This is a genomic window from Proteus sp. GOKU (assembly GCF_015475555.1).
Classification (GTDB): Bacteria; Pseudomonadota; Gammaproteobacteria; order Enterobacterales; family Enterobacteriaceae; genus Proteus; species Proteus mirabilis_B.
This window is the reverse complement of record NZ_CP034105.1, coordinates 4126990-4141308: the sequence shown is the minus strand read 5'-3', so window position 1 is coordinate 4141308 and position 14319 is coordinate 4126990. Positions and strand designations below refer to the sequence as shown.

Annotated in this window: 13 protein-coding genes; 8 read left to right on the top strand and 5 right to left on the bottom strand. The window is 39.3% G+C overall.

The genetic code is table 11. From position 1 onward, the window contains the following. Positions 1-741: 741 nt before the first annotated feature. The 8 genes from rpmH (at position 742) to EHE21_RS18820 (ending at position 7966) form a co-directional block, all read left to right on the top strand. Positions 742-885, top strand: coding sequence for a 50S ribosomal protein L34 (gene rpmH, locus EHE21_RS18855; protein WP_004246509.1), 144 nt, complete (start codon positions 742-744; stop codon positions 883-885). Positions 886-902: 17 nt separating this feature from the next. Continuing rightward, positions 903-1262 (top strand): ribonuclease P protein component, encoded by a 360-nt coding sequence (gene rnpA / locus EHE21_RS18850; RefSeq protein WP_071788569.1) that lies wholly within the window; start codon positions 903-905, stop codon positions 1260-1262. Then, the gene (yidD, locus tag EHE21_RS18845; RefSeq protein ID WP_072064717.1) at positions 1226-1486 is read left to right on the top strand and encodes a membrane protein insertion efficiency factor YidD; all 261 of its coding nucleotides are present in this window, start codon (positions 1226-1228) and stop codon (positions 1484-1486) included. Before rnpA ends, yidD begins: the two co-directional genes overlap by 37 nt. 2 nt (positions 1487-1488) lie before the next feature. Further along, complete coding sequence (gene yidC / locus EHE21_RS18840; RefSeq protein ID WP_194951536.1) at positions 1489-3129, top strand: membrane protein insertase YidC; 1641 nt, start codon at positions 1489-1491, stop codon at positions 3127-3129. A gap of 130 nt (positions 3130-3259) precedes the next feature. Then, entirely contained in the window at positions 3260-4624 is a 1365-nt protein-coding gene (mnmE, locus tag EHE21_RS18835; RefSeq protein ID WP_023583363.1) for a tRNA uridine-5-carboxymethylaminomethyl(34) synthesis GTPase MnmE, read from the top strand. 148 nt (positions 4625-4772) lie between these two features. Further along, entirely contained in the window at positions 4773-5030 is a 258-nt protein-coding gene (locus EHE21_RS18830; protein WP_072070485.1) for a helix-turn-helix domain-containing protein, read from the top strand. Further along, entirely contained in the window at positions 5031-6344 is a 1314-nt protein-coding gene (locus tag EHE21_RS18825) for a type II toxin-antitoxin system HipA family toxin (RefSeq protein WP_194951535.1), read from the top strand. Positions 6345-7504: 1160 nt separating this feature from the next. Then, entirely contained in the window at positions 7505-7966 is a 462-nt protein-coding gene (locus EHE21_RS18820; protein ID WP_088494149.1) for a DUF1097 domain-containing protein, read from the top strand. A gap of 96 nt (positions 7967-8062) precedes the next feature. Here EHE21_RS18820 and EHE21_RS18815 read toward each other — a convergent pair whose 3' ends face one another. The 5 genes from EHE21_RS18815 to fepB form a co-directional block, all read right to left on the bottom strand. Continuing rightward, the gene (locus EHE21_RS18815) at positions 8063-8842 is read right to left on the bottom strand and encodes an ABC transporter ATP-binding protein (RefSeq protein ID WP_194951534.1); all 780 of its coding nucleotides are present in this window, start codon (positions 8840-8842) and stop codon (positions 8063-8065) included. 311 nt (positions 8843-9153) lie between these two features. After that, positions 9154-11004: a TonB-dependent receptor gene (locus tag EHE21_RS18810; RefSeq protein WP_324187748.1), complete on the bottom strand. Its 1851-nt coding sequence runs from the start codon at positions 11002-11004 to the stop codon at positions 9154-9156. Positions 11005-11151: 147 nt separating this feature from the next. After that, positions 11152-12192 (bottom strand): FecCD family ABC transporter permease, encoded by a 1041-nt coding sequence (locus EHE21_RS18805; protein WP_194951533.1) that lies wholly within the window; start codon positions 12190-12192, stop codon positions 11152-11154. Further along, on the bottom strand, positions 12189-13196 hold the full coding sequence (locus EHE21_RS18800; RefSeq protein WP_194951532.1) for a FecCD family ABC transporter permease: 1008 nt from the start codon (positions 13194-13196) through the stop codon (positions 12189-12191). Before EHE21_RS18800 ends, EHE21_RS18805 begins: the two co-directional genes overlap by 4 nt. Positions 13197-13202: 6 nt before the next feature. Then, entirely contained in the window at positions 13203-14159 is a 957-nt protein-coding gene (fepB, locus tag EHE21_RS18795; protein WP_194951531.1) for a Fe2+-enterobactin ABC transporter substrate-binding protein, read from the bottom strand. Positions 14160-14319 lie beyond the last annotated feature (160 nt).

The following is a 14319-nucleotide window of genomic DNA, read 5'->3' as shown; positions in this document are numbered from 1 at the left end:
GGCGGACTCCCCTAAAAAAACAAGACTAAAAAATAAACAGGAAAAATGCAGTTAAACACTGTGTGCCTAAATACAAAGTGCACAACACCGTTCCTCTTCAATTCTTAATAAGGAACAACTCTTGGTGACAACGATTTTTTTTACATCGTGACTCACGATCGCAGACTGGCTATTCTGATCGTGACGGGGGATCATATCGCAAAATGAAACGAAGATCCTCTTTCTTTTGCACAGTTTTTATGGTTTTTATCCACAGGCTTGCTGATTTACGATAATTCACCAAATGAAATATGCAAAGGCGTTCTAGTGTACTTGAGTCGTCCTATAAATAGCAATTGGGGATAACTTTCTCTTTGCATAAATCTCCCTTTCTTATAGTAAGTGATCAAATATCTCTCATTTGATCCACTAAAGATCCTTGCGCTTTCACCATGAGTCCGTATAATCTTGCACCCTGCGTGCTTGTACCAACAAAGTCACTTATTAAGACCTTTTTTAGGCCGCTAATAAGCGTACTCGTTGCGCATAAGTCAGGATTGATTATCGGGTTTGCTAAAAAAGACGACAAAAATCGGTACTTAAAGCGTCATCTTCATTGACGCATTTGAGTGATTTTATTACAATCCCGCATCTTTCCATCATTGATGCTGCGATTGAAGTACCGGTTTGTTTATTTATTGCACGCCTGTCTGTCAACGCATTTGCTGAATCAGTAATTATATTAAGTAGGTAGAAATCGCCATGAAACGCACTTTTCAACCGTCTGTACTGAAGCGCAACCGTAACCACGGCTTCCGCGCTCGTATGGCCACTAAAAATGGTCGTCAGGTTCTGGCTCGCCGTCGTGCGAAAGGCCGCGCTCGTCTGACCGTTTCTTCGAAATAATAAAAGCTAACCATTCCGTGGTTAAGCTCGCTTTTCCAAGGGAGTTACGTTTGTTAACTCCCAAGCATTTCAATTTTGTTTTCCAGCAACCACAACGTGCGAGTTCTCCAGAAGTTACTATTTTGGGTCGCCAGAATGAGCTGGGGCATCCCCGCATCGGTCTAACAATCGCAAAGAAAAACGTTAAACGTGCTCATGAGCGTAATCGCATTAAACGATTAGCCCGTGAATACTTTCGTTTACATCAGCATGAATTACCGCCGATGGATTTTGTGCTATTAGTAAGAAAAGGGGTTGCTGAACTTGATAACCATCAATTGACGGAAGTATTGGGTAAATTATGGCGTCGTCATTGTCGCTTGGCTCAAAAGTCCTGATCTTGCTGATTAGGGGCTATCAACTGGGGATTAGTCCTCTGTTGGGGCCTCGTTGTCGTTTTAATCCTACATGCTCTAATTACGGAATTGAGGCATTGCGCAGGTTTGGAATGATAAAAGGTAGTTGGTTAACAGTGAAACGCATATTAAAATGCCACCCTTTACACGAAGGTGGTGATGATCCTGTCCCACCTAGAAAAAACGACGATAACAGAGAAAATTAACGATGGATTCGCAACGCAATCTTCTATTCATCGCTTTGCTGTTCGTTTCTTTCCTGATCTGGCAGCAGTGGGAGGGTGATAAAGTTTCACAAAACACCACCACTACCGCTCAGGTCTCGCAACAAGCGGACGTGCCAAGCAGTGATAGTCTTGCTGTAATTGGTAACAGCAATGAGCAGGCAAAATTGATTACCGTAAAAACTGACGTACTTGATATTCGTATCAATACTCAGGGCGGTACTATCGATGAGGCTGATTTGTTAGCCTATCCCGCCGAGCTTAATTCACAGACACCTTTCCGTTTACTGGAAACTACACCACAATTCCTGTATCAGGCTCAAAGTGGCTTAATCGGCCCAGATGGTCCAGATCAGAAATCTCGCCCAGTTTATAGTGCTGATAAAAACGAATTCGTACTTGGTGAAAACCAAGATGAATTACGCGTACCTATGACTTTCGTAAATGAAGAAGGCGTGAAATTCGTCAAAACCTTCATTCTGAAGAAAGGTCAGTACGATATCGGTATTGATTACAAAATTGAGAATACAACAGATAGAACGCTGACCATGAACTTCTACGGCCAGTTAAAACAATCTGTTAAATTGCCAGAAAGCCGTGATACAGGTAGCAGCAACTTTGCGCTACACACTTATCGTGGTGCGGCATACTCATCAGATGAAACCAACTATAAAAAATATAGTTTTGGTGATATCGAAGATAAAAACTTATCTCTAACCACAAATAATGGTTGGGTTGCAATGTTACAACAGTACTTTGCAACAGCATGGGTTCCTTCTAAAGATAGTCAGAACAATAACTTCTATTCTATCACTTTAGAAAACAAATCTATTGCTCTGATTGGTTATAAATCAGCACCGGTGACAATTGCACCAAATAGCAGTGCTGATATCAGCTCAACATTATGGGTTGGTCCTGAAATTCAGTCAGAAATGTCAGCCATTGCGCCACATTTAGACCTGTCTGTAGACTACGGTTGGTTATGGTTTATCTCTCAGCCACTGTTTAAACTGTTGAAATTCCTTCACAGCTTTATCGGTAACTGGGGCTTCTCCATCATCATGATCACCTTTATCGTTCGTGGTATCATGTACCCGCTGACTAAAGCACAGTACACCTCCATGGCGAAAATGCGTTTACTGCAACCAAAACTGGCTGCACTGCGTGAGCGTATTGGTGATGACAAACAACGTATGAGCCAAGAAATGATGGCGTTATACAAACAAGAGAAAGTGAATCCTCTGGGTGGTTGTTTACCACTGATTATCCAGATGCCAATCTTCCTTGCGTTGTATTACATGCTGATGGGCTCTGTTGAATTACGTCATGCACCATTCATGTTATGGATCCAAGACTTGTCTGCGCAAGATCCGTACTACATCCTGCCATTATTAATGGGTGTGACAATGTTCATCATTCAGAAACTGTCTCCAACAGCAGTCACTGATCCGATGCAACAAAAAATCATGACCTTTATGCCGGTTGTATTTACCGTATTCTTCCTGTGGTTCCCATCAGGTCTGGTTCTGTACTATATCGTCAGTAACTTAGTGACCATTATCCAGCAGCAGTTAATTTACCGCGGTCTGGAAAAACGTGGCTTACACAGCAGAGACAAAAAATAAGGTCACATGAGGAAAAACCTCTTCCTTGGTTACATTCAAAGGAAAGTGACATAAAATAGCGAAGGCGGTCTACAATGACCGCCTTCTGTTTTTTATATTGATATGATTATTCTGATTAAGCGAGTACACCATGCATAGCACTGATACTATCGTCGCTCAGGCCACACCTCCGGGAAGAGGCGGTGTTGGTATCCTACGCGTTTCTGGCCCTAAAGCGGCCCTTGTGGCACAAACCGTTTTAGGCAAGTTGCCTAAACCTCGTTATGCCGATTATCTGCCATTTCGCAATGATGACAACTCAGTACTTGATCAGGGTATCGCCCTTTTCTTCCCTAATCCGAACTCATTTACAGGTGAAGATGTTCTAGAACTACAAGGCCATGGCGGCCCCGTTATTCTGGATTTATTACTAAAACGTATTTTACAAATTCCCGGTGTGCGTATTGCAAACCCTGGGGAATTCTCTGAACGTGCATTTTTAAATGACAAGCTTGATTTAGCACAAGCAGAAGCGATTGCCGATTTAATTGATGCCAGCTCAGAACAAGCGGCTCGTTCAGCAATTAATTCATTGCAGGGTGCATTTTCCTCTCATATTAACGAAATGGTGGAATCATTAACTCACCTACGTATCTATGTTGAAGCTGCCATTGATTTCCCTGATGAAGAGATTGATTTTCTTTCTGACGGCATCATCGAAGGAAAACTTAACGCGGTTATTGCTGAATTAGATGACGTTCGTGCTCAAGCTCGCCAAGGTAGCCTGTTACGTGAAGGGATGAAAGTGGTTATCGCTGGTCGCCCTAATGCGGGCAAATCAAGCCTATTAAATGCATTAGCAGGTCGAGAAGCAGCTATTGTCACAGATATTGCTGGTACAACTCGTGATGTATTGCGTGAGCATATTCATATTGATGGAATGCCTTTACATATTATCGATACAGCAGGCTTACGTGAAGCCAGTGATGAAGTTGAACGCATTGGTATTGAACGTGCTTGGAAAGAGATTGAGCAAGCAGACAGAGTGCTATTTATGGTTGATAGCACCACAACCGATGCCACAACACCTGAAGATATCTGGCCTGAATTTATGGCTCGTTTACCAAATACCTTGCCTGTTACTGTTATTCGTAATAAATCAGATTTAACAGGGGAAAATGTCGAGATCACGGCACAAGGTAACTACCCGATGATCCGCTTATCTGCTCGTGATGGTATGGGTATTGAGTTACTTCGCGATCACCTAAAAGAAGCGATGGGCTTTAACAGCAATACTGAAGGTGGTTTCTTGGCTCGTCGTCGCCATTTGCAGGCATTAAATACCGCGGCAGAACATTTACAGCAAGGTCATGAACAACTGGTGTATGCAAAATCAGGTGAATTATTAGCTGAAGAGCTACGACTGGCTCAGCAAGCATTAAGTGAGATCACTGGTGAATTTACTTCAGATGACTTATTAGGCCGTATTTTCTCAAGCTTCTGTATTGGGAAGTAACCATTAAATATTACCTGCTATAGCGTGTAAATTTTAATTTAACGGTTATAGCAGGTAAAGTTCGATTTACACGCTATAACCACTAAACCTTGATCTACACGCTATAACCGGTATATTAGACATTAACGCCTATAACCGGTAGAAAATGATGATTATAATTAACGCCTATCAACTCAGCGTACATCTAAAAGATGTCCGATTAACAAAAAAACTTTCTCAAGGTAAAGTCGCCCAAAAAGTGGGAATTCGACAAGACACCGTGTCCAATTTTGAACTTAACCCTAATTCCACCAAACTAGAAACCTTTTTCAAACTACTCTCCGCACTAAATTTAGAGATGGAAATTCATCCTAAAGATGCTAAAAATAATTTAGCGCACAAAAGTGAATGGAAAGAGGAGTGGTAAATGGCGAGCCTTGATGTGTATATGAATGAATATCATGTGGGCATTTTTACTAAAAAAAGCTCAGGTGCGCATTCATTTCAATATGCTGAAGATTGGGTTAATCAACCGGGAAGTCGCCCTATATCTCTTTCTATGCCACTACAACTTCAAGAATATCAAGGAGATTGTGTCTATAATTTCTTTGATAATCTTTTACCTGATAATACTGAAATTAGAAATCGTATTGTGAGTCGCTATAATGCAAACTCAAATCAACCATTTGATCTATTAGCTGCCGTGGGTGCGGATACGGTTGGTGCATTACGGTTACTTCCTAGTGGTAGTACACCAGCTAATATAAAAAAAATAGAATATAACGAACTTGATAACGCTGAACTTGAAAAAATACTATTAGGATATCAATCCAATACACCACTCGGTATGCTTGAAGAATATACTGATTTCAGAATTTCTATTGCTGGTGCGCAAGAAAAAACAGCATTACTTTTAAAAGATGATCATTGGTGCGTACCACATAATAATACGCCGACTACACATATAATTAAGCTACCCATTGGTGTTATTGAGGGGCATTCCTACACAATGGATTTATCCGATAGTGTAGAAAATGAATATCTTTGTACCTTAATTGCCAAAGAATTTGATCTTCCTGTTCCTCACTGCTTTATTGTTAAAACAGAAAATATTAAAGCGCTTGCTGTAGAACGCTTTGATAGAAAATACTCATCAGATAAATCGTGGATAATACGCTTACCCCAAGAAGATTTTTGCCAAATTCTAAATATACCTTCAGCTCTAAAATATGAAAATGAAGGAGGACCTGGCATTATTAGTATAATGAATTATTTGCTTGGTTCATCAAATGCTGATCCAGACCGTTTTCATTTTATGAAGGCACAAGTACTATTTTGGCTTTTGGCTGCAACAGATGGGCATGCAAAGAATTTCTCTGTTTTTATCAATCAAGAAGGACGTTTTCACCTCACGCCTCTTTATGACATCATGTCTATCTATCCCTATTTTGAAGGACGAGGGTTTAATCCACGAGATGCAAAACTCGCTATGGGATTACAGGCAAGCCGACGCAAAAAATATGCCATAGAGCAAATTTTTCCTCGCCATTTTTACCAAACAGCCGAAGCTGTCGGCTTCGATCCTTCATTGATGACAGATATTCTTCGTTATTTTTATAAAGAAATGGACGATGCCATCAAACGCGTAAAACAACAACTACCTGATGATTTCCCTTCTGAAATTCGCAATAAGATATTGGATGGAATGAAAGCTCGCTCGGCAAGATTAGCCAATATTTAGCAGCTTACCTGCTATAGCGTGTAAACCTTAATTTAACGGTTATAGCAGGTAAAGTTCGATTTACACGCTATAGTCGTTTTTTAATAATTAAGTGATAGCTTTACTCATCTTTGTAGTTTGTTTTTTAAACAATTAATCCTTATTTATACTAATCAACATTACTATATTTTCCAGAAAGAAAATCATAGGAGATATCTATGGCCACGACTTCTTTTAGCAAAAATTTCATTGTTAAGGACAAACAGTCTATTGAACTTATACAGAATGCTTTAAGTTATCCTCGACATATAAAAATAGTAAAACGGAATTACGAAACAGAAAATAGACAAGGAATTGCGTTATTAAAACAACGATTGTCCAACTTGGAAAACTACTAAAAGAGTTTGGTAAAGAAACAACAATTAAACTCTTAAGTAGTTTTTCTAATAATTTAAATTGTGACGTTGAGAAATTTTTAACTTCTTCTACTAAAGCAATAAGATTTGAGCAAACTAATAATGCACAAACCTATTTAATATTAAATGATAATGGTGAAATTCTTGCTTACTTCTCTTTATCCTTTAAAGAACTTATTCTTGATAATGCAAAAATAAGTAAAACAAAAATACAACAACTCGATGGAATTTCTAAAAAAGCTGAAAGAATTAAAGCTTTTCTTATTGGTCAAATTGGGAAAAACACATCTATAATAAATAACCCTATTTCTTTAAAGTTAATCTTGAATGAGATTTATGCTGTCTTATCAGAAGCAAAAGCCCTTATTGGTGGTAGGATCATTATATTAGAATGGGAAAATAATAAAAATCTAATTCAACTTTATCAAAGATATGGTTTTACACTAATTGAAACCGAGAACAATTGTCCTTATTCTCTTCGCACTCTTTATATTCATATTATTGAAGAATAATAATAAATTAAATATCAATAAATAATACTTAGTTAAAATATTTATTTTTACATTTAATAAATAAAACTGATTACGCAATCGTTTACTTTTTACTTTTTCTATCTTGAATAAAGATCAATATATCTAACACGTATTAATACCATTATTAAATGTGCTTTTTAATGATCTAAATATAGAAAATCAGTCAATGACAATGCTAAACTTCGTTTTTAGTTAACTGGGTAAATATCCCCCTTATATTTAAGAGTCTATCGTGAGAACGCTTTATTTTACTGCGCTGACAACAGGCATTCTTTCTGCCATTTGGGCATTTGTTGCTAATCAATTTGACTTATTAAGCTGGGCTGGCTTTTTAGGTTGTACCGCCTATTTTGCTTATCCTAAAGAGGGTATTAAAGGATTAGCTGTCACTATGGCTACTATTATGAGTGGCGTAATTTGGGCATTGGCGATTATTTATGGTAGCCAAGTATTTAGTGATATTTCCATTTTTGGCTATGCTGTCACAGGTGTTATTGCCTTTGTGATGTGTATTCAAGCTAAAAGTGCACTACTCGCTTATATTCCCGGTACCTTTATTGGAGCATGCACTATATTTGCCGCTCAAGGGGATCTCTCTCAAACTATCCCTTCATTAATCGTTGGCGTTTTATTTGGTTACTCGATGAAAATGAGTGGACTTTGGGTTGCCAATAAATGGCCAAAAACAGCATAATTTATGCTAACTCAAATCTAAAAGCGGTATTTAGTTATGCTAAAGCCGCTTTTTTCTTTCTTAGCTATATAGTCAGCAATATAGTTAGTTATATAGTTAGCAAGGCACAATCATCGGTGTCCCAACAACAGGATCAGGAATAATTTGGCATTCCAAATCAAAAACTTGTTTGATTAGCGCTTGATTGATAATAGATTTTGGCTCTCCTTGCGCAATGATTTTTCCTTTCACCATCACCACCAAATTATCGGCATAACGACACGCTTGGTTTAAGTCATGTAAGACGGCAACAACGGTACGCCCCTGTTGTTGATTGAGTTTTCGAAATATATTGAGTAATTCAATTTGATAAGCAATATCTAAATATGTTGTTGGTTCATCTAGCAGTAAAATCTCTGTTTGTTGCGCTAATATCATCGCCACCCAAACACGTTGCCGTTGACCGCCAGATAACGAATCTACTGTTTTATCTGCAAATTCCACAATCCCAGTCTCTTTCATTGCGGTTTCTACAGCTAACTTATCTTCTTGGCTCCATTGATGCATAAAGCTTTGATGAGGAAAGCGTCCTCTTGCCACTAAATTAGCCACCGTGATCCCCGAAGGTGCTTGCATCGTTTGTGGTAATAACGCGATTTGACGAGCGAGTTTTTTGGTCGGTAATGACGTTAAAGGTTGAGCATCTAATGAAACATGGCCTGATAATGGTTTCAATAAACAACACAAGCTACGCAGTAGCGTTGATTTACCACAACCATTGGGGCCAATAATGACAGTGACCTTTTTATCAGGAATAGAAAGCGAAATATCTTGGCAAATCGTTGTCTGTTGATATCCCAACTTTAAACTGTGTGTCTGTAATCGGCTATTGTGCATAACATTATCTTTTTATTGAATGATCACATTAAGCAAAATAAGGGTGATAAATTAACACCACCCTTTGCTGTGATTTATATTTAGAAACGAACTTCTACTGAAGCACCAACCATACGAGGACGTTGGTAAATAGCGGTATCTTTATTATTATCTGGAATAAGAATTCGTTTATCAGAATCAAATAAGTTCTGAGCAAATAACGTCGTTCTACCCCATTTAAAGTTATAGCCAAGCTGTAAATTAGCTAACCAAAAACTATCTACTTTGCCGCTATCTGCATTATTCGCATTCGAGAAATAATCTCCCGAGAACTAAACATTACCGCTAATATCCATCGCCTGTGTTAATTGATATTTAGCACCGACATTCGCAGTATAACTTGGTGCTCGAGCTAACTCTTTTCCTTCAATACCACTGTTACCAAAGTCTTTGATTTTCGTTTTTAATAAACCAACACCTGTATTTAATTCAAGAGAGTCTATTGGTTGATAAGCAACTGTTAATTCAGCACCATAAGTTTCAACCTTTTTTGCATTACGAATAGTGGAAGAGTTTGGCCCTAAATAAAATGGCAGTTGCATATCTTTATAATCGTTGTAGAACAAGTTTGTCATCACACTTAACTTGTTATCCAACAGGCTATTACGTGTATAAAGGCTATAATTCCATACATATTCAGGTGAATACACGTAAGTAACGATCGGCTTACCAATCGTCACACCTGCGCCACCACCGTTATAGCCTCGGCCGACAGCAAAACCAACAGTTTGATTCACGGCAGGTTTCCACGCGATATCGGCTTTAGGGAGAAACGTGTTATAGGTTTCATCAAAATCGATAGCAACGGCTGCACTTCCCCCATTACGGGTGTGGTGCTCTCGTTCAAAACGCCCTGATAACGTTATGTCAATTTCAGGAAATAGTGCATAAGTTAATGAACCATAAGCAGAAGCTGTTTCTGTTTTATCATCAAAATAGCTACCACCAAAGATATTCACAAATTCATCTTGTTTGGCGTGGAAATAACGTAAACCAAAAATTCCGCTTAATGCTTCACTGTCTGTTTTAAAACGAAGCATAGGTTCAAATTCAAACTCTTTAGCATCAATATCTGCACGCGGGCTTTGTGCTTCAGTTAAGCGGCGTGTAGAAAAATCAGTATAAATCAGTGTGTTTTCAACACTCAAATTATCATTCGCTTCCCATGTGGTATTTAAAATACCGCTGGTTGTTTTACGTTTAATAACCGGACGAAAACGTGAAGGAGCATTTGGCGCTAAATTACTCGCCATATTGGCTTCATTTTGCGGTGATCGACTATCAAGATGGCTAACTGTTAACTTGGCTTTAAAATCAGGATTATCTAAAGAGTCATAAAGCAGTTTTCCACGAAATGTATTGGAATGGATATCGCGTGGATCACCCGTTGGCGAGTATTTATCCATGTGAACAAAGCTTTCACGCTCTTGTCTTTCTGCGGTAAAACGAAATGCTAATTTATCTTCAATCAGAGGCCCTGAAGTCATCACGGCATATTCACGAAGATCTTGCTGACCCGCCCCCAGTTTTACCGCATTTTCCCAATAGAATGTGGGATCTTGAGTTTTCACCAAAATCGCACCAGCAATCGCATTACGACCTTGCACATAGCTTTGCGGATCACGGAAAATTTCAACGGTATTCACATCCCACAACGATTGAGCACCATAACCAAACTCGTTGTAGGTAAATGAACGACCATCAACGGAGAAGTTAACTCTGGGGCGAGTACCGCCTAAAAAGGCAATCGCACCTTGTGCAGGTCCTGAACCATCAACACCACGAATAGCAGGTAAAGCATTGCTGTTTCCGTTATCCACAATGTTGGGTGTCATTTGCAGTAATGTGTTCACATCTGCATTTGGTGTGGCTTCTATTTTTTTCGCATCATAAACCGTGACACTCGAGCCTGTGTCATAGATAGATTTATTCAGTTTTTCACCAGTCACAATTAATACATCCACTTTTTCATCGTGTTTTTTGTTGTCTTGTGACGTTGACGTTTTTTCTATTTCTTGTGCATTTACACTAGGAGCGGCAATACATAAAGTTCCTAATAAAGCCGTTTGCACTAGTGTTGTTATTGTGGCTTTTTTAGCGCGTAGAGTAAGAATAGTAGACATAAGTCTATACCTTTCATGCCATAGAGCATGCCATTAGACGATTTATAAAATACCCTCATTACATCCCAAATGTTTAATTAGTCTTTCTGGCGACCATCCCATGACTCATCCTTAAGTTAGTAAATATTTACTTCCTTTATTATTATTTTAAGTTCTCTGTTTTCTTGTTAGTAACCACAACAAATAAAGCCCACCAATAACACCCGTCATTAAACCAACGGGCATCGTGATATTGATGGGTAGGCTTTGTGATAACACATCAGCAGAAAGTAAAAGGAGTGCGCCCATTAATGCAGAGCCCACAATGGGTAACTTTCCTGAATGGCTTAATCTGATCACTAATTGAGGTGCGGCGAGTGCAACAAAGGCAATTGGCCCTGCGCTGGCTGTCGCTAATGAGGCAAGTAATACGGCACTAAAAATCATCACCCATCTGACTCTGCCCACATGAACACCCAATTGCTGTGCCATGTCATCTCCCATTTCCATTAACGTTAATGACTTAGCATAAAAAATAATAAGTGGAACAAGGATCAGTAAACCAATAAAGGTAGGATAAACATGCTGCCAAGTACGGGCATTTAGTGAGCCCGCAAGCCAAAGGTTAGCCATGATGGCATTATCAATATTGCCCTTTACCAACAATAAACCATTAAAGGCATGTAAAATGGCACCGATACCAATACCGATTAAAATCATGGTGTAACCAGACATAACACCATTTTTTAATGACAGCAGATAAACAATGAGCGCCGTTGCCATTCCGCCTATTAACGTAGAAATAGCGATATCCACAACGGTGCCATTAAAAATAATAATTTGAAGTAATGCACCTGTTGCTGCACCTGTTGTAAAACCAATAACATCAGGTGAACCTAAAACATTACGAGAAATCGACTGGAAAATAGCCCCTGAAATACCTAATGCAGCGCCAACGCCCATTGCGGTAAGCAGACGAGGCAAACGGATATCCATGACGATTTTTTCTTTAATGCCGCCTTCTGATTGCCCAACAACAATATCTATCAATGTAGAAAATTCGATAGGAAACTTACCTGTTGTAAGGGCGAAAAATGCCAGAGAAATCATCAATAAAAACAAAATAAAGGCGATGATGATATCTTTTGGAGAGAAGATCCAAGACCATGTACCCAATTGGCAGATAATCTCATTATTTTTAAGTTTCATAATGTAATGATCCGCCAACGTTTAACCAGATAGATAAAGAAAGGTCCACCAATCAGTGAGATCATAATACCAACGCTAATTTCCCCCAGTGTGCCAATTAACCGCCCTAAGCAATCTGCGACTAACATCACTAATGCACCAATCAACATCGACATAGGTAAGATACGTCGATATTCAGCACCGACTAAGCGGCGAGCAAAATGAGGTGCGGTTAATCCTAAAAAGCTAATAGGTCCAACGGCTGCGGTTGCACTCCCTGCAAGAAGCACTATTGCAAAAGCCGATAATAACCAAACTCGTTTTTGGTTAGCGCCCAACGCATGGCTAATATCATCACCTAACGTCACGATATCTAACGAACGCGTGAGTGAGTAAGCAATCACACTTCCAATTACCACTAATACCGTAATTGGGTACAAAACATCGAAGCTACGTCCTTGTAATGAACCCACAACCCAATGACGGAATTGATCGAACACGCGTTCATCACTATTTACCGTAACAAGCTGTGTAATAGCGAGTAAAACAACGGAAAGCGCAACACCTGCAAGCACCATTCTCACAGGGTTAAGTCCGTGTCTTACCCCGCCAAGAAGATACACACCAATACCTGCGAAGAAAGCCCCTAATAAACCAAACCACATGTAAATAGTGACATCAGTGATCCCCGTTAGCGCAATTAAAGAGACAATCGCAACCATGGCTCCAGCATTAATGCCAAACAAGCCCGGATCAGCGAGTGGGTTGCGAGTCAAAGCTTGCATTAGTGTTCCGGCTCCGCCTAATGCGACACCAATCACTATTGCTAATAATGTGCGAGGAAAGCGTAGATAGCGCACTAATAAGTGCTCACTATTTGTCGTATCAAAATCGATAAAAGCCTGCCATGTTGTGTACATAGAAACAGGTCGGCTTCCTACAAATAAGCTTAATAGTGCAAAACAGAGCAATAGAAGAATAGCGCCTCTTATTCCCCACTTTATGCTATGGTGAGAAGTGAACATGCGTTATTACTTCTGTTGGCCAAAGCGCGTAACCATATCACTGATAATTTCTTGCGCGCTGTAATAATCAATACGAAACGAGTTTGCACCTAAACCATAAACTTGATTATTTTTTATAGAAGGTAGATTGGCAAGAATGGGATCAGCCATAAATACATCGGCTTCTTTGGCGGTTCCACTTAATAGGAACGTTGTAGGTGCAGTGAGTTGTGTTAAATGCTCATATTGAGCCCACACAAAATCTGAAACGGGTTTATCTTTCGGTTGCCACGCAAGATCTGCACTTTCAATGGTAAAACCGAGTTGTTGTAATAATACCGCGTGAGGGCTGGTGGTTAGCGAAACGGGATTAACAGTACCAGCGCCAAAATAAGAGATAATATTGACCTGACCTTCAGGGAGTTGTAGCGCTTCTTTCCCTTCTTTTACTATATTTGCAAAATGCTGTAATAGTGTAGCGGTCTCTTCTTCTTGTCCTGTTGCTTGTGCCAATTGTAACGCCAAGCTTTCCCAGCTCTGTTTGCCGTAATCTAAAACAATGGTCGGCGCGATTTGTTTAAATTGTTCAACTTGAGGATAGACCGTATCACCACCATTGATGGAAACAACGATTAAATCAGGTGCATAAAGATAAGCCATCTCTAATGAAACACTGCCCGCAGACCACAGTTTTTCAACCTTTCTCTCTTTTGCCACTTTATCCCATTGGGCAAAAAATTGGCCATTTGCCGCCGTTGAACTGGCAACCACCGGAGCTTGCATTGCAAGGAGCGTTCCGGTGATAGAAACTGATGCCGATAAAATACGCTGAGGTTTTGCGTTAATTTCAGTTTTAGTGCCATCAACGTTGGTAAAAGTGCGAGGCCAAGATTGGCTATCAGCGCCAACATCAGAAGCATTTGCTGTATTAACAATAAAAGAAAAAATAAAAAGACAGGCAATAGAGACAACGGATTTAAACATGACCACTTTCCAAGTAAATAATCTTTACTTTAAATAATAAATGTAATTATTAATGTTAATCATAATCAATATCATTAACAATAAGGATTTATGGGTTTGTGATCGGAAAAGTGAGAATGAGCGCACAAAAACAACTTTATAAAAAAACACCCAAGTCCAA

What these genes read in the sequence shown, in the direction of transcription:
- rpmH (WP_004246509.1), top strand. Translation starts at nt 742, where the DNA reads ATGAAACGCACTTTTCAACCGTCTGTACTGAAGCGCAACCGTAACCAC.
- yidD (WP_072064717.1), top strand. Translation starts at nt 1,226, where the DNA reads ATGGCGTCGTCATTGTCGCTTGGCTCAAAAGTCCTGATCTTGCTGATT.
- yidC (WP_194951536.1), top strand. Translation starts at nt 1,489, where the DNA reads ATGGATTCGCAACGCAATCTTCTATTCATCGCTTTGCTGTTCGTTTCT.
- mnmE (WP_023583363.1), top strand. Translation starts at nt 3,260, where the DNA reads ATGCATAGCACTGATACTATCGTCGCTCAGGCCACACCTCCGGGAAGA.
- EHE21_RS18830 (WP_072070485.1), top strand. Translation starts at nt 4,773, where the DNA reads ATGATTATAATTAACGCCTATCAACTCAGCGTACATCTAAAAGATGTC.
- EHE21_RS18825 (WP_194951535.1), top strand. Translation starts at nt 5,031, where the DNA reads ATGGCGAGCCTTGATGTGTATATGAATGAATATCATGTGGGCATTTTT.
- EHE21_RS18815 (WP_194951534.1), bottom strand. Translation starts at nt 8,842, where the DNA reads ATGCACAATAGCCGATTACAGACACACAGTTTAAAGTTGGGATATCAA.
- EHE21_RS18810 (WP_324187748.1), bottom strand. Translation starts at nt 11,004, where the DNA reads ATGTCTACTATTCTTACTCTACGCGCTAAAAAAGCCACAATAACAACA.
- EHE21_RS18805 (WP_194951533.1), bottom strand. Translation starts at nt 12,192, where the DNA reads ATGAAACTTAAAAATAATGAGATTATCTGCCAATTGGGTACATGGTCT.
- EHE21_RS18800 (WP_194951532.1), bottom strand. Translation starts at nt 13,196, where the DNA reads ATGTTCACTTCTCACCATAGCATAAAGTGGGGAATAAGAGGCGCTATT.
- fepB (WP_194951531.1), bottom strand. Translation starts at nt 14,159, where the DNA reads ATGTTTAAATCCGTTGTCTCTATTGCCTGTCTTTTTATTTTTTCTTTT.